The organism is Acidovorax sp. 22279 (assembly GCF_052045435.1).
In the GTDB taxonomy this organism is placed as follows: domain Bacteria; phylum Pseudomonadota; class Gammaproteobacteria; order Burkholderiales; family Burkholderiaceae_C; genus Acidovorax; species Acidovorax delafieldii.
The window spans coordinates 46747-66382 of sequence record NZ_JBQEOV010000013.1; the positions used below are offsets into that span (position 1 = coordinate 46747).

Consider the following 19636-nt stretch of genomic DNA (forward strand, 5'->3'; position numbering starts at 1 on the left):
CCGGGGCCTGAGCGCTTTGCACGACCACCATCACGATCCCTCGCAGTGCGACCACGACCACGGTCCCAAGCACATCTACATCTACTCGCCTTCCAGTGCAGTGCGCGACAAGGCCGCCTTCAAGCGGGGCATCGCCCGTCTCAAGGCCCAGGGCCATGAGGTGGAGGTGGATGTGGACGCGCTGGCCACACACACACGCTTTGCGGGCGACGACGCCACCCGGTTGGCCGCCATCCACCGTGCGGCGGCCAGTGGTGCCGATGTGGCGCTGATCTCGCGCGGGGGCTATGGCCTCACGCGCATCCTGCCGGGCATCCGCTACAAGGCGGTGGCCAAGGCCATCGAAAAGGGCACCCACTTCGTGGGCGTGAGCGACTTCACCGCCTTCCAGCTCGCCGTGCTGGCCAAAACCGGGGCCACCACCTGGGCGGGGCCGTCGCTGGGGGCCGATTTTGGCGTAGAGGGCGCGCCCGACGACATCATGGAAGCCTGCTTTGACGACCTGCTGACCGGCCATGGTGAAGGCACGGGCTGGCGCATGCACAAGGAAAAGCCCCATGCCACTACCGGCAAGCCTGCTGTGCCCAACGTCTATGTGAAAAGCGCCACCCTGTGGGGCGGCAACCTGGCGGTGCTGGCTTCGCTGGTCGGCACGCCGTACTTCCCGCAGGTCAAGGGTGGGGTGCTGTTTGTGGAGGATGTGCACGAACATCCCTACCGCGTTGAGCGCATGCTGACCCAGCTGCTGCACGCCGGTGTGCTGGCCCAGCAGAAAGCCGTGGTACTGGGGCAGTTCACCAACTTCAAGCTGGCGCCGCACGACAAGGGCTACAAGCTGCAGTCGGTGGTGGACTGGCTGCGCACCCAGATCAAGGCGCCCGTGCTGACCAACCTGCCGTTTGGGCATGTCGAGACCAAGGTGCTGCTGCCCGTGGGTGCAACGGTGTCGTTGTCGGTGGAAGAGCGCGATGCGCTGATCTATTGGGGCCACCAGCACTGAACAGGCGGCGCTATCCCGGGGCCGCTGCGTGGCACGATGCCGGTGCAGCGTGGTGACCGGCCCCGGCCGTCAGGGCTGCAATCTCAAGGTTTCAGAGGTGCGCGCGGGGTGCGTTGGGCATTTGTGGCACCCGCAGCGACAGCGGCAACTGCCCCTGGAACATCGGCGTCACCCGGTCCAGCACCGTCTGTGCGATGGCCTCGCCGCGCAGCAGGGTGAGCGTGTCGAGCAAATCGCTGCGCAGGTACCACAGCGCTTCAATGTCGCCCGCATAGCGCAGGCGCATGTTCATGCGCGCCACTTCGCAGCCGGTCAACCCCATCAGGCTGTGCAGCATGGCACGCCGCACCTCTTCCAGACCCTGGTCGCGCACCCAGGCCGTCGATGACGGCTTGTCACGACCTAGCAGGTCGTGCAGGTTGTTGCGGAGATTGGGCTTGTTCCAGCGCATGGACGGTGGGCTGTGCGATTTTTGTAACAGGGTCGATCAAAGTAAGCGGGAGTGAGGATTGACGCAAGGGTGACGCTCCTGTTTTTGCATAAAGACAACACGGCGCCCCCGTTTGTTGCGAACTTTTACGCAATTCATCGCGAAGGCTTGCGGCGGCCTGACGCGAGGCAAGCGGGCGAACAGGTGCGCTGCTCGGCGTGGGCTTTGCCGGGTCTTCAGGCACCCAAGATGCGCGCCCTCTACGCCTACTGCCACCACCAGCGCCTGCAGTGAGGCCGCAAGTACTGGCTTGCGTGGCCCGCAAAGACCTTGGCAAAGGATTGTTGACGCTTTGATAGATGCGTCTTCGTTGAGCTTGCACTAAACTGGTTCACATGATGTTACTAATCGGCCATCGTTCATGAGTGTGTTGTCAACGGTGGTCTTCGCCGACATTTCGGGCAGCACCTCGTTGTATGAAACGCTGGGCAACGAGCGCGCCACCGAGGCGGTGACTCAGGTCACGCAGTGGATCAGTGACACCATCGAGGCGCATGCGGGGCGCGTGGTCAAGAAGCTGGGCGACGGGGTGTTGTGTGTGTTTGGTGATGCGGCCAGTGCCGTGACCGCCACCACCCACATGCTGCGCCAGCACCAGGCGCGTCTGGACCGGTGGCCGCAGCCGCTGCGCATGGACATCCGCGTGGGAGTGGCCAGTGGCGAGGTGGTCGATGTGGATGGCGACTGCTACGGTGATGCCGTCAATGTGGCCTCCCGCCTGTGCGAGCGCGCGGGCCCCGCCGAAATCTGGGCCACCGAGACGACTGTGCTGCTGGCGGGGGCCGCTGCCGATGTGTGGTACCGCAAGCTGGGCCTGATGGAAATCCGCGGCAAGGCCGAACTGCAGATGCTCTACCAGGTGGAGTGGCGCGAGAACGAAGAGCCCGACTCGCTCACCATGCAGGCGGCGCTGGTCAGCAGTTTTGCTCCGGCCGATTCTATCCTGGGGCAGATCCAGTTTTCCTGGCATGGGGTGGACATGTCGTTCACCTCGTCGGATGCACCCGTGCATGTGGGGCGCGCCAACCATGCCCAGCTGTGCATCAATGACCCCCGCGTTTCACGGCTGCATGCGCGCATCGACTGGCGCAACAGCGGCTTTGTGCTGACCGACATGAGCAGCTTCGGCACCTGGGTGCGGTTTGACGGCAGCGACTCGCCCGTGCGGCTGCGCCGCGATGCCTGCATCCTGCATGGCACGGGGCAGATTGCGCTGGGGGTTCCCTTTACCGAGTCCAGTGCTCCGATCATGAACTTTCAGGTCGCCGGCACCAGCGTTCATCTGGGCTGAGGCCGTCGGCTGCCGCCGACAGCTGTCACAGCGCGGCGGGCTCCCGGTCAGCGCGCAGCCCTTTCACTTCCGAACCCACACAAACAACCCAGAACAATCAGGAGACACGAGACATGGCGTGGATGAAGCGAACGGCCGTCGGGCTGGTGGTGGCGGCCTTGGTGGCTGGCACGGGGGCCGCCGTGTATGTACAGCGCAGCTTTGCGACACTGGATGGCAAGCTGGTCGTGAAGGGCCTGCGGCAGGCCGTGCAGGTGCAGCGCGATGGCGCAGACTTCACCCACATCCGCGCGCAGAGCCCGCAAGACGCCTGGTTTGCGATGGGCTACGTGCATGCGCAGGAGCGCACCTGGCAGCTGGAGTTCAACCGCCGCGTGATGCACGGCGAACTGTCCGAAGTGTTTGGGCCGGCCACGCTGGAGACCGACAAGCTCATGCGCACGCTGGACATCATGGGCACGGCCAGGCGGCAGTACGCAGGCCTGCCGTTGTATGCCAAGGAGGCCCTGCAGGCGTACAGCCAGGGCATTCATGCCTTCCACCAGAACCGCCCCCAGGCGCTGCCGCCGGAGTTCCATATCCTGGGCGTTCAGCCGGGTGGGGCCACGGGCGCCGTGTGGGAGCCCGAGGACAGCGTGGGCTGGGCGCTGATGATGGCGCTGGACCTGGGCGGCAACTGGGGCAACGAGTTTGCGCGGCTGTCCATTGCGAAAACGCTGGACACCGAGCGCTTGTGGCAACTGATGCCACCGTACCCGGGCGAGCGCCCCGCAGCCTCGGCCGACCTGGCCGCGTTGTACCGGCAGTTGGGGGTGTACCGGGCCACCGATGCCAGCGCTTCTGCTGCACCGGCGGCCGCCGCTGAACCGGTCGACCGGGGGGCTGCATCTGCCGCGCTGGGTGATGGGCATTTGTCCCGCCAGATCAGTGCCGGCATGCTGGCCTGGGCTGACGAACTGACCCGCAACGCAGGTACCAACGAGGGCAAGGGCAGCAACAACTGGGTGCTGGCGGGCACCCGCACCGTCAGTGGCAAACCGCTGCTGGCCAACGACCCGCACCTGGGCCTGTCGGCACCTGCCATCTGGTACTTTGCGGGCTTGCAAGCTCCCGCAGGCCAGGCGTCTGACGGCACCCCCATCGGCGCCATCGACGCGGTGGGCGCCACCTTGCCCGGCATGCCCTTTGTGGTGCTGGGCCGTACGGACAAAGTGGCCTGGGGCTTCACCAACACGGGCCCCGATGTTCAGGACCTGTACCTGGAGCAGATCAACCCCGCTGATGCCTCGCAGTACCGCACGCCCGAGGGTTGGGCGCCCTTCACGGTGCGCAACGAAACCATTCGCGTAAAAGGGCAGGCCGACGTCGCCCTGAAAGTGCGCAGCACCCGGCATGGTCCTGTGTTGAGCGACGCGCAGAAGTCGCATGCGGACGTGCTGGACCTCGGCAAATACGTGCTGGCGCTGCGCTGGAGCGCGCTCGATGCCGACAACCAGACGGTGCTGGCGGGCCTCCAGACCAACCAGGCGAAATCGGTGGACGCGTTGTTCGCGGCCCTGTCGCACTACCACTCGCCGATGCAGAACGTGGTGGCGGCCGATGACCAAGGCAACATCCGTTTCAAGGCCGCAGGCCGCGCACCTGTGCGAGACCCGGCCAACGACATCCGGGGCGTGGCGCCCTCACCGGGCTGGGATGCGCGGTACGACTGGAAGGGCTGGCTGCCGTATGACCAGACGCCCGAGGACAACGGCGCCCGGGGTTGGATTGCCACCGCCAACCAGCGGGTGACCGCGCCGGACTATCCCCACTACCTCACCCAAGACTGGGCCTTGCCCTACCGCTACGAACGCATTGCGCAGCTGATCGAGGCGACCGACAAGCACGATGCCGCGAGCATGCAGGCCATTCACCGCGATGTAACGTCGCTGGCCACGCGCAGGCTGCTGCCCTATCTGCAGCAGGCCAAGTCATCACACCCCCTGGCCGCAGCTGTGCAACAGCAGCTCCAAGGCTTTGACGGTGTGATGGATGCGGGCAAGGCTGCGCCCCTGGTGTTTGCCGCATGGACCGACGAGCTGGCGCGTGGCCTGATCGTGCCGCGCATCGGTGACGCGCGGTTTACCGCCACCTACGGCAAGCGCGACTACCGGGCCGCGCTGGAGGGCATCCTGGAGCGCAACGACCCCTGGTGGTGCCAGCCCGCAACGTGTGCAGAGCAGTCGGCCGCAGCCCTGGGGCGCGCGCTCGACAGGCTGCAGGCGGCGTACGGCGCAGACCCCGCGCAATGGCGTTGGGGCGCGGCGCACCCGGCACTCAGCGTGCACCGGCCATTTGGCAATGTGCCTGCACTGGCCCGCTTTTTTGACGTGAGCGAGCCATCGCATGGCGATGCCTACACCGTCAACGTGGGGCAGTACAACGCGGGCGAAGCCAAGGGGCCGTTTGTGAACCGCCACGCCGCATCGCTGCGCGCGGTGTACGACCTGGCCGACCTGGAGCAGTCGCGCTTCATCTACCAGACCGGGCAAAGTGGCCTGGTGTTTTCGCCGCGTTACCGCGACATGAGCAGCACCTGGGCGCAGACGGGCTACCGTGCCCTGCAGCGCCAGCCCGCAAGCTGGGCCCATGAGCTGACGCTGGCCCCCGCACCGGCGGCGCAGTAGTCACGCTGGAGATCACCATGGGTTTTGTTCCGCTGATCGAGGTGACCCGGGGCGACCTCGCCGAATGCCAGCACTGGGGCGCCGTGGCGGTAGCCGATCGCCATGGCCGTGTGCTGGCACAGGTGGGCGACCCGTACACGGTCACGTTCACGCGCTCCACCATCAAGGCATTTCAGGCCCTGCCGTTCATGCAGTCTGGCGGCGCCCAGGCGCTGGGCTGGGGCGCGGGCGAACTGGCCCTGCTGTGCGCCAGCCACAACGGTGAGGCCATGCATGTCGAGCAGGTTGAGCACATGCTGGGCAATGTGGGGCAGAGCTACCACGCCCTGCGCTGCGGCTGTCACCGGCCGCTGTTTGCCGAGCTGGAGCTGGGTTCGCTGCCAGAGGGTTTTGTGCCCGACGAACGCCACAACAACTGCAGCGGCAAACACGCGGGTTTTGTCGCCCATTGTGTGCGGCAGGGCTGGCCGCTTGACAACCATCTGGACCCTGCGCACCCGTTGCAGCGGGCGATTCGTGAGCGGGTGGCGCAGGCAGTGGGGCTGGGGCCTGAGCAACTGGTCATGGGCATCGACGGCTGCTCCGCCCCCAACTACGCCATGCCGCTCGCGCACCTGGCCCGGGGCTATGCGCGCCTGGCGGGTGGGGCGCCCGACACGGATCTGGACCAGAGCCTGACCGCACTGGCCGATGCCATGGTGCAACGCCCGGAGCTGGGCTCCGGCACCGGTCGGCACGACCTGGATTTCATGCGGACAGGGCGGGGCGATTGGGTCTCGAAGACCGGGGCCGACGGGGTGCAGGTGGTGGGCAGCCGCAGCCGTGGCGAGGCCTTTGCCCTCAAGATCATGGACGGCAACATGGTGGCGCAGGTGGCGGCTGCCGTGGAGGTGATGGACCAGCTGGGATGGCTGGACGCCACCCAGCAAGAGGCCCTGGCGCTGCGCAGAAACGCGGTCATCCGCAATGCCAAGGGGCTGGTGGTGGGCGGCCGGCGGTCGGTCTTTCGCTTGCAACGCGCAGCGGCTTGAGCCTGGGTGACGTCTGGGTGGCTACCGTCGGAAGTGCCGGTTCCTGCTCCCACGGCGTGTTGGGCAGAGAATTTGCGTGAAATCGGCCGGTAGCGCACTATTGATATGTGCTGGCCGCTTCAAAAAATGTAGCAAAAGGCTCGGTGTCCGGCAGCACGTAGATCACCCCTGACGCCCGCCCGAACCAGGGAGCTATGAACTGGTCGTAAAACGCTGCGGGTGCGTTCACACAGCCATAGCTGATGCGTTTTTCTCGGGTGCTGGAGCTTGCCAGGCGCTGTAGGCGGCGCTCTGCGGCGCTCACGCTGCGCACCCGGTGCAGTGAGACGGCAGCGTCGTAGTCGATCCACACAATGTCTTCACCCTGCAGGTTGCGGCCGGGCTCGGTCACAAAGCGGCCTGCAGGGGTGGTGCGTTCGTGCGGGCGGATGTGGGCCAGCGGCTTGGCCCCGATGCCCAGGGCTGAGCGGTCACCCGCAGCGGCCCCCAGCAGCACGGGCGCGCTGCCGAGCCACTGGGCCTGGGCAGAAAACACGTGGATGCGCGCGGCTGGCTTGTCGATCACGGCAAACGGCAAGCCCTGGTGATCGGCCGTTGCGGTGGACCAGCGCACCAGCTGGCGCACCCGGGCCGATGCGTCGTCGGGCAGTGCCAGGGCAATCCCCGGTGCGACGAGCGCACCAGCCAGGGTGATCAGTGCAAGTCTGCGGTCCATAGAGAAGAGCATGTGGGCTGTTCAGATCGCCAAAAGTGAATGCGGCGGGGTTGCTCCGGCGCGGTGCAGTGCCCATGCGCGTGGGCAGTGGCCGCACCAGCCGTTCGCCGCTTTGCCCTTCCGGCATGGTGAACCAGGTCACAGAAGGCGTTCCGCCGGTTTGCCGCAGCGGCCGATGCCCCCAATAATGCCTGCATCCGTGACTTCCGCGAAGCCTTGGGCTTCGAATCGCCATGTTTGACCGTCTTCGCAAAGCGCTGCATCTGCCCGGTGGCCCGAATGCCGCACGGCCCGTGTCCAACCAGGAGGTGGTGCGTTGGGCGGCCACCCAGCGCCTGGCGGTGGTGCCGCAGGCGGTGGACGGGCATTTTGACCTGGGGGGCGACCTGAATGGCCACCCGTGGCGGCTGGAATGCGGCAACCCCACGCGTGACTATGTGCGCGGCCTGGAGTTGCGGGGGCGCGCCGATCTGGGGGTGGACCCGGACGCGGCGGTGATGGTGCTCAACCGCCCCTTGCAGGAGTCCCTGGAGGGCAATGCCTACAACGCCATCACCGACACCCTGCAGACCACGGTGAATGCCAGCCTGCCCGAGGAAATGCGCTGGCTGGCCATGTTTGAAGAGGTGACCTGGCCGGGCCTGCCGGCCTCGTTTCGCCAGCACTTTGCGGTGGTGGCCGAGCGCATGGAGACCGCGCAGCGCTGGATCCATGCGCCGGTGGTATCCCAGTTGCTCAACGTCGTGGAAGGTGAGGGCGGGGAGGTACGGGCGCAGTCGCCGCTGCTATTGATGCTGGTACGCGGCAAGGTGTACCTGCGCATGGAGCACACGCAGCGCAGCCTGACGGAGATCGCCCAGGCCACGCAATTGCTGCTGGCGGCTGCCCAAGGGGCATTACACAACCTGCCGCCCCCTGCGGCCGCAGGCGGGGCGACGGGAGACGCTGAAGACCCGCAGTAGAGCGTCTGCGGGTCCTGTGTCCTGTGCCGTGGAGCGTCAGCTACCCCGGGTCACCGGCACGGCGGCGTCCCGGCCGTAGGTGCCGTACTTGCCCAGTTCCCACTTGGCAATGGCGTTGCGGTGCACTTCGTCCGGGCCGTCGGCAAAGCGCAGGGTGCGCGCACCGGCGTAGGCATAGGCCAGCGGGAAGTCGTCAGACATGCCGCCACCGCCGTGCACCTGCATGGCCCAGTCGATGACCTGGCAGGCCATGCTGGGGGCCACCACCTTGATCATGGCGATCTCGGTCTTGGCGACCTTGTTGCCAGCCACGTCCATCAGCCAGGCAGCCTTCAGGGTGAGCAGGCGCGCCATGTCGATCTTGCAGCGGGCCTCGGCAATGCGCTCCTGTGTCACGGTCTGCTGGGCCACGGTCTTGCCAAAGGCCACGCGTGACGATGCGCGCTTGCACATCAGCTCCAGCGCACGTTCGGCCAGGCCAATGAGGCGCATACAGTGGTGAATGCGTCCAGGGCCCAGGCGGCCTTGGGCGATCTCGAAGCCACGGCCTTCGCCCAGCAGGATGTTGGAGACGGGCACACGCACGTTCTCGAAGGTCATCTCGACGTGGCCGTGCGGTGCGTCGTCGTAGCCCAGAACATTCAGCGGACGGATGATCTTGATGCCAGGGGCGTCGGCGGGCACCAGCACCATGCTCTGCTGCGAATGGCGCGGGGCTTCGGGGTCGGTCTTGCCCATGGTGATGAACACAGCGCAGCGCGGGTCGGCCGCACCAGAGATCCACCACTTGCGGCCGTTGATCACGTACTCATCGCCCTGGCGCTCGATGCGGGTCTCGATGTTGGTGGCGTCGCTCGATGCCACATCGGGCTCGGTCATGGCAAAGGCCGAGCGGATCTTGCCTTCGAGCAGGGGCTTGAGCCAGCGGGCCTTGTTGGCTTCGTCGCCGTAGCGGGCAATGGTTTCCATGTTGCCGGTGTCGGGCGCGGAGCAGTTGAACACCTCGCTGGCCCATGGCACGCGGCCCATGATTTCGGCCAGCGGTGCGTATTCCTGGTTGGTCAGCCCGGCACCTGCATAGCCGGATGCTGCGGCGCTGTCGACCGGCAGGAACAGGTTCCACAACCCGGCGGCCTGGGCCTTGGGCTTGAGGTTCTCGATGGTGTTCAGCGCGCTCCAGCGCTTGCCTGCGACGGTGTTGGCGGCCAACTCATCCTTGTAGGCAGACTCGTTCGGATAGATGTGGTCATCCATGAACTGGAGCAGCTTGGCCTGCAGTTCCTTGGTTTTGGGCGAGTAGTCAAAGTCCATGGGTTTCTTCTCCGTTGGTAATCGTGGGCGGCGCTGGTGTTGCGTCGTGTGTTCAACCGCGTTGCGCGAAGGACCAGGCCAGCTGGGCCATGGGTCGCGCGGTGTCGCCCGAGGCCTTGGCCTGGGCGCTGGAGGCCGTGCCAGCCTCTACCCGCTTGGCAATGCCCTGCAAAATGGCGGCGATGCGGAACATGTTGTAGGCGAGGTAGAAGTTCCAGTCGGCACGCAGCGCATCGGGGGTGGTGATGCCGGTGCGCTCGCAGTACAGGCGGATGTAGGTGTCTTCGTCGGGAATGCCCAGCGCGCCCAGGTCCAGCCCCGCAATGCCACGCCCCAGCGAGGCAGGAATGTGCCAGCTCATGCAGTGGTAGCTGAAGTCCGCCAGCGGATGGCCCAGTGTGGACAGCTCCCAGTCGAGCACGGCGATCACGCGGGGCTCGGTGGGATGGAACATCAGGTTGTCCAGGCGGTAGTCGCCGTGCACGATGGACACATGGCCCTCGTCGCGTGCGCTGGCGGGCATGTTGGCGGGCAACCATTCCATGAGGCGGTCCATCTCTTCGATGGGCTGCGTGATGGAGGCCACGTATTGCTTGCTCCAGCGGCCGATCTGGCGGTCAAAGTAGTTGCCGGGCTTGCCGTAGTTGGCCAGGCCTCGGTCTGCAAATTTCACCGTGTGCAGCGCTGCGATCACCCGGTTCATCTCGTTGTAGATGTCACCGCGTTCAGCTGGCGTCATGCCGGGCAGGGACTGGTCCCACAGCACGCGGCCCTGCATGCACTCCATCACGTAGAAGGCGCGCCCAATCACCGACTCGTCCTCGCACAGCACAAACATGCGCGGCACGGGAACGTCGGTGCCGTACAGGCCGCTCATCACCGCAAACTCGCGCTCGATGGCGTGGGCAGAAGGCAGCAGCTTGGCCACGGGCCCGGGCTTGGCTCGCATCACGTAGCTGGCGCCGGGGGTGATGAGCTTGTAGGTGGGGTTGGACTGCCCGCCCTTGAACATCTCTACCGTCAGCGGGCCCGCAAAGCCCTCCATGTTCCTGGAGAGCCATGCAGTCAGCGTTTCGATGTCAAAGGCGTGCTGATCGGAAACAGGGCGGGTGCCAACGAAATGGTCAAAGTTGCTCATGGAGGCGGATGAAGGTTCTGGCGGTCAGTGATGGGGTAAGGGATTCAGTTGTCGGCTTCAGCGATGCGCATCAGGGCTTCGCGGTCCCGCACCACCAGGCCGCCCGGCTCGATGCGGATGGCGTCTTCGCGTTCCATGGCCTTGAGTTCCTGGTTCACGCGTTGGCGCGACGCACCCAGCAGTTGTGCCAGTTCTTCCTGCGCCAATTGCAGGCTGATCCGCATTTCGCTGCCGTCCGACAGGCTGGGCACGCCGTAGCTGCGCACCAGGTGCACCAGCTGCTTGGCCAGGCGCGATCGCAGGGGCAGTGTGTTGAGGTCCTCCACCAGCCCGAACAGCTGGCGAATGCGCCGCGCATGCAGGCGCAGCATCGCTTCGTACAGCTCGGTGTGCACCGCCAGGATCTTGCGAAAATCGGCCTTGGCCACACACAGGATCGTGGTGTCGCCGTGCGCGTAGGCGTCGTGCGTGCGCCGGTCCCCATCGAAGATCGCCACGTCGCCGAACCAGATGCCCGGCTCCACGTAGGTCAGCGTGATCTGCTTGCCCGAGATGGATGTGGAGCTCACCCGCACTGCACCGCGCGCGCACGCAATCCACTCCTCGGGCGGGTCGCCGCGTGCGGCGATGAGGCCGCCGTCCTTGAAGCGTTTGACGTATGCACATCGCAGGATGTCGTGGCGTAGCGAAGGTGAGAGTGATGAAAACCAGCGACCGGAGTTGATCGCTTCACGTTCTTCGATAGTAAGAATCGGGTCGTCCATGGCCTGTCTTTTGGGTGACTAGAAACAGGCCCATTGTCGCGTCAGGGACCTGCGCAATGCGTCAGGGTTGTCACTTGCGTGTCTGCGCGTAGGCCAAAAGAAAACCCCCGGCGCTGGGTGGCAGCGTACCGGGGGTTGATGGGTCTGCGACGGTGGATGCGTCGAGGCGTTTGTGGTGCAGCGCTATTCGTAGCGGGGAACGCGCTTTTCCAGAAACGCTGAGATGCCTGCGCCGCCATTGGCGTGGTGCAGGTTCTTCACGAAGTGGTCGCGCTCATGGCCCAGGTGGTGTGTGAGCTGGGCATGGGGAGCTTCGTTCAGCAGCTCCTTGATACTGGCCAGTGCATTGGGTGCACGGGCATTGAGCTGCTCGGCCAGCGCCAGGGCGGTGTCGAGTGCATTGCCTGTTTCGGCAAGGCGGTTGACCAGGCCCAATGTGTGCAGGCGTTCTGCGCCGATGCGGTCCCCGCACATGAGGATCTCGGTGGCTATCTGGCGGGGCAGCGCGTGGGCCAGGCTCCAGCTGGCGCCGCCATCGGGCGACAGGGCCACGTTGCTGTAGGCCATCACAAACACGGCATTGCGGGCCGCCACGATGAAGTCGCAGGCCAGCGCCAGCGAAAACCCTGCGCCGGCTGCTGCGCCCTCCACGGCGGCGATCACCGGCTTGGGGTAGGTGCGGATGGTCTCGATCCAGTTGTGCAGGCCTTCAATGCTTTGTGCCTGCACCTGCGGCGCTTCCTGGCGGTTGGCCAGCAGGCGCTGCAGATTGCCGCCCGAGCAGAACATGCCATCGGCGCCCGTGATGACCACGCTGCGGATGTCGGGGCTGCTTTCGGCCACGCCCAGTGCTTCCACACCCGCGGCATACATCACCGGGTCGATGGCATTGCGCCGCTCGGGGTTGCGAAGGGTCAGGATCAGGGTCTGACCCTGGCTGGTGCTCTGGAGTTCTGCGGGCATGGTGGTCTTCAGTGAGGCGGCCGTGGTGCTTGGCAATCAGTCTTCTTCGACATGGCTCAGGCTCAGGCCAATCGCACCCCTTCGGCGCAGCCATGGGCTGGGGCGGTAGCGCGTGTCGCCATACACGGTCTGCATGTTGAACAACACCTCCAGGATGTTGGTGGGGCCCCAGCGGTCGCCCATGGCCAGGGGGCCCAGCGGGTAGCCCAGGCCCAGGGTCACGGCGGTCTCAAGATCCTTGGGGGAGCAGATGCCTTGCTGGCAGATGTCGCTGGCGATGTTGACGATGGTGGCCACCACGCGCTGCGTGACGAAACCACCGCTATCACGGATCACACTGACAGCCTTGCCGTCGCGCGCAAACAGCGCATGCGCCGCGTTGCGGATGTCAACGCGCGTGGCGGGGTTGGTGGCCAGCACGCGACGCTTGGTCGCGGCGTCATCGATGAGCATGTCGATGCCGATGGTACGGGCCGGGTCCAGCCGCTCCACCACCGCGACGGTGGTCACGTCAAAGCCCAGTGGGGCAACCAGCGTGATGGCCTGGGGGGAGGGGGATTGGCCGGTTTCGATGGTGGCCCCCAGGTCCTTGAGCAACTGGTACAGCTCGGCCCGGCGTGCAGCGCGCGGGGACACCCACACCGGCGGAATGTCGTTGACCACGGGGGCAGGCGCCTCGGCAGGCACCTGCGCCATGCCCTCCACGTAGCGATAGAAGCCTTCGCCCACCTTCTTGCCCACCACGCCCCCCGCCAGACGCTGCGCGGTGATCACGCTGGGGCGGAAACGGGGTTCGTCGTAGTACTGGCGATAGATGGACTCCATGACCGGGTGCGACACGTCTAGCGCCGTCAGATCCATCAACTCGAAGGGCCCCAGCTTGAAGCCGACCTGGTCGCGCAGGATGCGGTCGATGGTGGCGAAATCGGCCACACCTTCGCCCACGATGCGCAGGGCCTCCGTGCCGAAGCCGCGCCCCGCGTGGTTCACGATGAAGCCAGGGGTGTCCTGCGCCTGTACAGGGGTATGGCCCATTTCCTTGGCATACGCGGCCAGCGCAGTGCAGATCGCTGGATCTGTCTTGAGGCCCGCGATCACCTCCACCACCTTCATCAAAGGCACGGGGTTGAAGAAGTGGAACCCGGCCAGGCGTTCGGGGCGCTTGAGGGCTGCGCCAATGGCCGTCACGGGCAGGGAGGACGTATTGGTGGCCAGCACCGCATCGGCGCGCACCACCCCTTCCAGTTCGACGAAGAGAGCCTGTTTGGCATCCAGCCGCTCCACGATGGCTTCCACCACCAGATCGCAGGCCGCCAGGTCTGCCGCCGTTTTGACGGGGTGCAGCCGCGCGGTCAGCGCTGTGGCTTGGTCCGCTTCGATCCGGCCCTTGGCGACCAGCTTGTTCCATTGCTCCTGCAGGGCGGCCCGTGCGGCGTCGGCGGCTCCGGGGTTGGCGTCCAGCAGAAAGACCTGGCTGCCAGCCTGGGCAGCAATTTGTGCGATGCCCCGGCCCATGGCACCGGTACCCACGATGGCGATGTTGGGAAACTGAATTTTCATAGCGGCATTATGGCTCTGGCCTTATCTGGGTCTTATGTGCAAGAATCCTTCGGACCGAAAAACAGAATTGATTGTGAAAATTCGTAACACCATTTTTGGGCCAGGATTGTGGGCGCTTGCAGCCGGTGCTTCGGCGCTGTCCCTGGGCAATGGTAGTGGTACGGTCGTATTGGGCTCCCCGGTCGATCTCTCGTTCGAGTTGCAGCCCGACCCGGGCACGGATGTCGCATCGTCCTGCGTCACGGCCAAGCTGGTGGCAGGCGACAACGCCATCAGTGACAGCAAGGTGCGCGTGGTCCCATTGCCCGAGGTGCGTGGGCGTCCTTCAGGGGTCCGCGTGCTGGCCTCGGTATCGCTGGATGAACCGGTTCTCACCGTAACCCTGACCGCAGGGTGCAACGGAAAAACCACGCGCAGCTACACCTTCCTCTCGGATTTGCCGACCACCGTCACCCGGTCCGCCTCTGCATCCCCGGTGGACTTGGCGCGGCTTCCTGCAGCAACCCCCAGCGCAGCTTCAGAGTCACAGCGTTCGCCTTCACAGGGCAGTGGCAGTGCATCTGCGGCTGCCGCCGGTGCGATGCAGGCCACCAGGCCCCGTGACAAGGCGCCTGCACTGGCAAGGGCCTCGGGCTCGCCCTCCGCTGAGAGCCGCCCTCCCGGCTCTCCAGCTGCCGCACGGCCTTCCGCGCGTGTGGGCACGGCAGCACCTGGCAAGTCGGTGGTGGCCGCTGCACCTGCAGCGCGCTCGCGTTTGGTGGTTGAGCCCCTGGACACCTGGCTGGACAGTCCTGTGGCGTTGCGCTCTACCGCGCAGCTACCCACGGCGCCTTCTGAAGAGATGTCGGCCCTGCGCACCCAGGCCGCCGCGTTGTGGAGGTCGTTGAACGCGCAGCCGGAAGAATTGCAAAAAGACGGCGAACGGTTGAAGGCGCTGGAATCAGACACCGCCGCATTGCGAGCACAGGCCGCCAAGGACCGTGCAGCCGCTGGCCAGTTGCAGCAGCAGCTGGAGGCGATGGAACAGGAGCGTTTTCCTGCGACGATGGTATATGCCTTGGGCGGTCTGCTGGCCTTGGCCTTGGCGGGGGTGGCATGGATGTGGTCGCGGATGCGCAGCGCCTCTGACAAGGCAGTGCGTTCGTGGCGCGATTCTGTGGCCTTGGGCGCACGTGGCGATGCAGCATCGGCGCATGAAGAAGCGGTCAGTCTTACCCCCCATCCCGGCGACACGTGGCTGCCGTCGGAAACCCAGCCTCATGCCGTCGCGGCGAACCCAGAGTCCGGTGCCATGCCCCTGCGCAAGGCAGCCCCTGCGGCCGTGGAACCACGCTTCGTAGCGACCAGCCCGGCGGCGAGTGCTCCCGCCCCCTTGCAGGCGAAGTTGGTTTCCGCGCCGGCTGCCGCCTCGGTAGCTCCCCACATCGTCAACCCTGAAGAGCTGTTTGACATCCAGCAGCAGGCTGAATTTTTTGTTTCGGTGGGCGAGCACCAGCAGGCCATCGAGGTGCTGAAGAATCACATTGCCGAGCACCGCCAGACCTCTCCGTTGGCCTACCTGGAGCTATTGCGGCTGTACCACACGCTCAGCCGTGTGGATGAGTTTGCGCAGCTGCGAACGCAGTTCATGCAGTCCTTCAACGCGCAAGTGCCGGAGTTTGCGGGCTTTCACCGCACGGGCCGCATGCTGTACCACTACACCGACGCACTCGCCGAGATCGAGGCCGAGTGGACAACGCCTGCGGTGTTGGGCTTGCTGGAGAAATTCCTGTTCCGCCGCACGGGCGCTGAAGCGGTGGAACCGTTTGATCTGGCGGCCTATGACGATCTTTTGCTGCTGCTGGCGATTGCACAGACCACGCCCGCCAGTGCGCGCGGTGCAGCGCCCCCGCGCAAGCGGACGACGCCCCTGGCACCGCCCCGGTCCGAGACCCTGGTGGCACCTGCAGCTCATGCACCGGTGGCGTTGCACGACGACCAGCCGCTTGATTCACTGGCAGCCAGCCTGGAGTTCGAGTTCGCGATGAAGGCCCAGCAGGAGCCCGAGCCCGTGCGCTCTGCAGCCACTCCCTCCAGGCCCGCAGCAGCCGTAGGCGAGGATTCGCGGGGCATTCCGCTTGACCTGGATCTGTCGGACCCACCCCACCTCACGCTGAGCGATCTGCCCCCGGTGCCCGTGACGGCGCCGCCGCCAGCGGGTCAGCCGGTCGGCTTTGGCATGGAGAACGATCTCATGGAGCTCCGCCTTGAGCTGGAGCAGATGAAGAAGCCCGACAACAAGTAGCGAGCAGGCGAGCAGGCGACCAATCGGCCACCCGGCGACTATCCAGGTGGCGCTGCGATGGTCGTGAGGGATGCGCGATAGCCGCCGTGGCCGCTATCGCCACCGAGCCGTCACCGCATCAGCGCCATCAGCTCTGCGGCCGATGCTTCAGGGTCCGGCGCGTTGACCAAGGCCCGCACCACGGCCACGGAACCCACGCCAGTGGCCAGTACCGTGGGGAACTGCTCGGCGCTGATCCCACCAATCGCCACCTGAGGGTAGTGCTGCATCAGCCGCGCATACACGCCCAGCCTGCCCACGCCCTGGGGAGCGGTGGCCATTTTTTTCAGGGTCGTGGGGAACACGGCACCCATCGCGATATAGCTGGGCCCCACGGCGTCGGCACGCACCATTTCGGCATATCCATGGGTGCTCACGCCCAGGCGCAGGCCCGAGCGATGAAGCGTTTGCAGTTCCTCGGTGGTGAGTGCGTCCAGGTCTTCCTGGCCCAGATGAATGCCGTAGGCGCCAGCTTCGATGGCGTCCCGCCAGTGGTCGTTGATGAACAACAGCGCGCCCGTGCCTTGCACCGCCTGGACGGCGGCCTGCACTTCGGTCCGGATGGCCTGGGCGTCGTCCGACTTGAAGCGCAATTGCACCGTGGGCACCCCGGCACGTGCCATGCGGCCCACCCACTGGGCGTCGGGCAGTACGGCATACAAGCCCAAATGCTCCGGGCACGCGGCGAACTGATGGGCGCGTGGAAGGCGCTGCAGGCCAAAGTCCTGGGGCTCGTCGGGCCATTGCTTGGGCTGTGCACTGCCAGTGCGCAGCGCGCGCGCCTGCCAGGCGCGGGCCAGGCATTCGGCGTCATGGGCGATGAAGCCCAACTGGCTGCAGGCCTGTAGCGCGGCGAGGTAGACAGGGTCCTGCAACGTGGGGGTTGGCACGGGCTCGGGCGCAAACCCCGCAAAGGTGGCCGCGTGGTGGCTCAGGATGGCGTGCGCCAGGGCGGTGGTGTCATGCATGGGCGTGGTGCCAGAAAGGGGTACCCAGCACGGGGGTGCTGGGCTGGGCGGCGTCTTGTGCGGCCATGGCACCGGCCAGGCGGGCTGCGCGCCCGGCGCTGACGGCATCGGCAAATGCGCCGGCCATGGCCACGGGGTCTTGGGCCAGAGCCACGGCGGTGTTCAGCAGCACGCCGTCGTAGCCCCATTCCATGACCTGGCAGGCGTGCGAGGGCAGGCCCAGCCCGGCATCGACCAGCATGGGCACATTCAGGCGCTCGCGCAGTGTCTGCAGCGCATAGGGGTTGACCGGGCCGCGCCCGGTGCCGATGGGGGCGGCCCAGGGCATCACGGCCTGGCAGCCCACGTCCACCAGGCGCTGACACAGCACCAGGTCTTCGGTGCAGTAGGGCAGCACCTGAAAGCCTTCTTTGATGAGATGCTCGGCCACACCCACCAGGTTCAACGTGTCGGGCTGCAGGGTGTAGTCGTCGCCGATCAGCTCCAGCTTGATCCACGGGGTGTTGAATACCTCGCGCGCCATCTGCGCGGTGGTGATGGCCTCTTGCGCACTGTGGCAGCCGGCGGTGTTGGGCAGCACGGGCACGTTGAGTTTGCGCAGCAGCTCCCAGAAGCTGCTGCCGCTCTCGGCCGGGTTGCTGCCCTGGCGACGCAGGGATGCCGTAACCATGGCGGGCCGGGCGCGTTGCACAGCGGCTTCGAGCACGGCGGGCGATGGGTAGCGCGAGGTGCCTAGCAGCAGGCGGCTGGCGAACGTCTGGCCGTACAACACCAGCGGGTCTTGGGGCGTCGGAGTGGTCATTGGTTTACTATGGTTTTTGTAGCTGCTGGTGCATGATTTATATGCGCTTACAGCTCTTTTGATTGAATTTTTGCTGACTCAGCCGCCCGTGACCGGCGAGATGATCTCCACACGGTCGCCGGGCTGCAGCGCATGGGCGGCGTAGCGGGTGTTGGGCACAAAAGTGGTGTTCACCGCCACGGCAAACGGGGGGCGCGCTTCGATGGCGGCCACAGCATCGGCCACGGTGGCGCCTTCGGGCAGTTCGTGCGGGATTTGGTTGATCGAGATGTTCATGCAAATGTGGGGGCTGCAACGCCGGTCGGGGCGGGTGCGGTTGGCTCCAGTTCCAGCCGGAGGTCAAAACGTTCGGACAAGGTCGATTGTCCCGTGTTCAGCACCTCCAGGGTCACATCCAGCATGGCGGGCGAGATCATGAAGCCGTGGCGGTACAGACCGTTGATCTCCAGCACGCCCGGGCGGGTCTGGCGGATGGCGGGCAGGTTGTCGGGCAGCGTGGGGCGGCACTGCGTGGCCAGTTCGAGGATGCGGCCTTCGCCAAAGCCGGGGTGTACCGCATAGGCGGCGCTCAGCAGTTCCAGGGTGGAGCGCACGCTGGCCGGGGAGCGGTCGTCGGACTCGATCTCGGTCGCGCCAATGACAAACAGATGGTCGTCCTTGGGCGCAATGTAGATGGGGTAGCGCGGGTGCACCAGCCGGGTGGGGCGCTGCAGTGTCACGTCGGGCGCATGGATGCGCGCCACTTCGCCGCGCACGCCGCGCAAGGCACTCCACTGGCCCTTGGCGCCCAGGCCCCGGCAGTCCAGCACCCGGTCAGGCTGGCCGGGTGCGCCGGGCGTAAAGGCTTCGGGCGACTGGGGCGTGTGCCAGTGCATGCGTACTCCCAGGCGCTCCATTTCCACCACCAGGGCGGCCAGCAACTGGCGGTTGTCCAGCTGGCCCTCGCCGGGCAGGTACAGGCCCTGGTTGAAGCGGTGCGCAAGGGCGGGCTCCACCTGCTCCAGGGCGCCACTGTCGAGCTTTTGCAGGGCGGGCAGCTCGGGCAGGCCGCGCTGGTTGTTTTCGAGCTGGCGGGTGAAACGCTGGGCTTCGGCCGCGTCCTGGCGATGCCACACGATCAACGTGCCGGCCTGCTGAAAAAACACAGGCGCTGACAAGGTTGCCAGCAATTCGGGCCAGCGCGTCAACGCGTGGTGACCCATGCGCACCACGCCGGGTTCGGTGATCGCAGACTCTGCCAGCGGGGCCAGCATGGCCGCAGCCACGGTGGCGGCCGAGTTTTCGGCGGCGGGGCTGCCCGCGTCGTAGATGTCTACACGGTGCCCCAGACGCGCAAGCTCCACAGCCAGCAGACGGCCCATGAGCCCTGCGCCCAGGATGGCAAAGGAAGAAGGTGGAAGTGACATAGCTCCGTCAGTGTGTCCATGTAGTGGCAAGCAGCCATGGACAAAACGGGGTCACCGTTGATGGAAACTCCCCACGCCAGCATGACCTGGATCGGGTAGCGGGGCTGCTGCGTGTGCCGCAGTGCACAGGGTTCTGTGCGGGCCCCAGGGTATTTCTCAGTCGCGTGCCAAGAGCCGGTTCCAAGTCTTTTTGGAGTTGCACAAGTACCTTGCCGGGAAGGGGTGCTAGGCGCGGTGCGCAGTTGA

General features: G+C 65.9%; 17 protein-coding genes. 6 read left to right on the forward strand and 11 right to left on the reverse strand.

The window, feature by feature from the left end:
* Positions 1 to 16: 16 nt before the first annotated feature.
* Positions 17 to 1000, forward strand: coding sequence for an LD-carboxypeptidase (locus ACTJKQ_RS17235; RefSeq protein ID WP_056067397.1), 984 nt, complete (start codon positions 17 to 19; stop codon positions 998 to 1000).
* 91 nt (positions 1001 to 1091) lie between these two features.
* Here ACTJKQ_RS17235 and ACTJKQ_RS17240 read toward each other — a convergent pair whose 3' ends face one another.
* Positions 1092 to 1451, reverse strand: coding sequence for a hypothetical protein (locus tag ACTJKQ_RS17240; RefSeq protein ID WP_108498163.1), 360 nt, complete (start codon positions 1449 to 1451; stop codon positions 1092 to 1094).
* Positions 1452 to 1851: 400 nt separating this feature from the next.
* On the opposite strand from ACTJKQ_RS17240, the gene ACTJKQ_RS17245 reads away from it, so the two are divergent.
* The 3 genes from ACTJKQ_RS17245 to ACTJKQ_RS17255 all read left to right on the forward strand — a co-directional run bounded on the left by ACTJKQ_RS17245 (position 1852) and on the right by ACTJKQ_RS17255 (position 6478).
* On the forward strand, positions 1852 to 2781 hold the full coding sequence (locus tag ACTJKQ_RS17245; RefSeq protein ID WP_056744210.1) for an adenylate/guanylate cyclase domain-containing protein: 930 nt from the start codon (positions 1852 to 1854) through the stop codon (positions 2779 to 2781).
* Positions 2782 to 2894: 113 nt separating this feature from the next.
* A complete protein-coding gene (locus tag ACTJKQ_RS17250; RefSeq protein ID WP_440597540.1) occupies positions 2895 to 5447 on the forward strand; it encodes a penicillin acylase family protein in 2553 nt (850 codons plus the stop codon).
* A gap of 17 nt (positions 5448 to 5464) precedes the next feature.
* Positions 5465 to 6478: an asparaginase gene (locus ACTJKQ_RS17255; RefSeq protein WP_440597541.1), complete on the forward strand. Its 1014-nt coding sequence runs from the start codon at positions 5465 to 5467 to the stop codon at positions 6476 to 6478.
* A gap of 97 nt (positions 6479 to 6575) precedes the next feature.
* On the opposite strand, the gene ACTJKQ_RS17260 is transcribed toward ACTJKQ_RS17255, so the two are convergent.
* The gene (locus ACTJKQ_RS17260; RefSeq protein WP_440597542.1) at positions 6576 to 7193 is read right to left on the reverse strand and encodes a hypothetical protein; all 618 of its coding nucleotides are present in this window, start codon (positions 7191 to 7193) and stop codon (positions 6576 to 6578) included.
* 233 nt (positions 7194 to 7426) lie between these two features.
* Between ACTJKQ_RS17260 and ACTJKQ_RS17265 the strand changes: the two genes are divergently transcribed.
* Positions 7427 to 8155 carry a hypothetical protein gene (locus ACTJKQ_RS17265; RefSeq protein WP_116749577.1) on the forward strand — a complete coding sequence of 243 codons (729 nt, stop codon included), beginning with the start codon at positions 7427 to 7429 and terminating at the stop codon, positions 8153 to 8155.
* Between the two features lie 36 nt (positions 8156 to 8191).
* Here ACTJKQ_RS17265 and ACTJKQ_RS17270 read toward each other — a convergent pair whose 3' ends face one another.
* The 5 genes from ACTJKQ_RS17270 to ACTJKQ_RS17290 all read right to left on the reverse strand — a co-directional run bounded on the left by ACTJKQ_RS17270 (position 8192) and on the right by ACTJKQ_RS17290 (position 13891).
* The gene (locus ACTJKQ_RS17270) at positions 8192 to 9466 is read right to left on the reverse strand and encodes an acyl-CoA dehydrogenase family protein (RefSeq protein WP_056067410.1); all 1275 of its coding nucleotides are present in this window, start codon (positions 9464 to 9466) and stop codon (positions 8192 to 8194) included.
* Between the two features lie 52 nt (positions 9467 to 9518).
* Positions 9519 to 10604, reverse strand: a complete 1086-nt coding sequence (locus ACTJKQ_RS17275) for a phosphotransferase (protein WP_056744220.1) — start codon at positions 10602 to 10604, stop codon at positions 9519 to 9521.
* A gap of 44 nt (positions 10605 to 10648) precedes the next feature.
* Positions 10649 to 11368: a Crp/Fnr family transcriptional regulator gene (locus ACTJKQ_RS17280; RefSeq protein WP_015013747.1), complete on the reverse strand. Its 720-nt coding sequence runs from the start codon at positions 11366 to 11368 to the stop codon at positions 10649 to 10651.
* Between the two features lie 183 nt (positions 11369 to 11551).
* Positions 11552 to 12331, reverse strand: coding sequence for an oxepin-CoA hydrolase, alternative type (locus tag ACTJKQ_RS17285; RefSeq protein ID WP_056067414.1), 780 nt, complete (start codon positions 12329 to 12331; stop codon positions 11552 to 11554).
* Between the two features lie 36 nt (positions 12332 to 12367).
* Entirely contained in the window at positions 12368 to 13891 is a 1524-nt protein-coding gene (locus tag ACTJKQ_RS17290; RefSeq protein ID WP_440597543.1) for a 3-hydroxyacyl-CoA dehydrogenase, read from the reverse strand.
* A 73-nt stretch (positions 13892 to 13964) separates the two neighbouring features.
* Here ACTJKQ_RS17290 and ACTJKQ_RS17295 point away from each other — a divergent pair, with 73 nt between their 5' ends.
* Complete coding sequence (locus ACTJKQ_RS17295; protein ID WP_440597544.1) at positions 13965 to 16175, forward strand: hypothetical protein; 2211 nt, start codon at positions 13965 to 13967, stop codon at positions 16173 to 16175.
* A gap of 110 nt (positions 16176 to 16285) precedes the next feature.
* Here the strand turns inward: ACTJKQ_RS17295 and ACTJKQ_RS17300 are convergent, their stop codons facing one another.
* The 4 genes from ACTJKQ_RS17300 to thiO all read right to left on the reverse strand — a co-directional run bounded on the left by ACTJKQ_RS17300 (position 16286) and on the right by thiO (position 19390).
* Positions 16286 to 17182, reverse strand: a complete 897-nt coding sequence (locus tag ACTJKQ_RS17300; protein WP_440597545.1) for a thiamine phosphate synthase — start codon at positions 17180 to 17182, stop codon at positions 16286 to 16288.
* The gene (locus ACTJKQ_RS17305; protein WP_440597546.1) at positions 17175 to 17984 is read right to left on the reverse strand and encodes a thiazole synthase; all 810 of its coding nucleotides are present in this window, start codon (positions 17982 to 17984) and stop codon (positions 17175 to 17177) included. The genes ACTJKQ_RS17300 and ACTJKQ_RS17305 overlap by 8 nt, the downstream gene beginning before the upstream one ends.
* Before the next feature lie 78 nt (positions 17985 to 18062).
* Positions 18063 to 18260 carry a sulfur carrier protein ThiS gene (gene thiS / locus ACTJKQ_RS17310; protein WP_056067422.1) on the reverse strand — a complete coding sequence of 66 codons (198 nt, stop codon included), beginning with the start codon at positions 18258 to 18260 and terminating at the stop codon, positions 18063 to 18065.
* Positions 18257 to 19390, reverse strand: a complete 1134-nt coding sequence (thiO, locus tag ACTJKQ_RS17315) for a glycine oxidase ThiO (protein WP_440597547.1) — start codon at positions 19388 to 19390, stop codon at positions 18257 to 18259. The genes thiS and thiO overlap by 4 nt, the downstream gene beginning before the upstream one ends.
* Between the last annotated feature and the right edge of the window lie 246 nt (positions 19391 to 19636).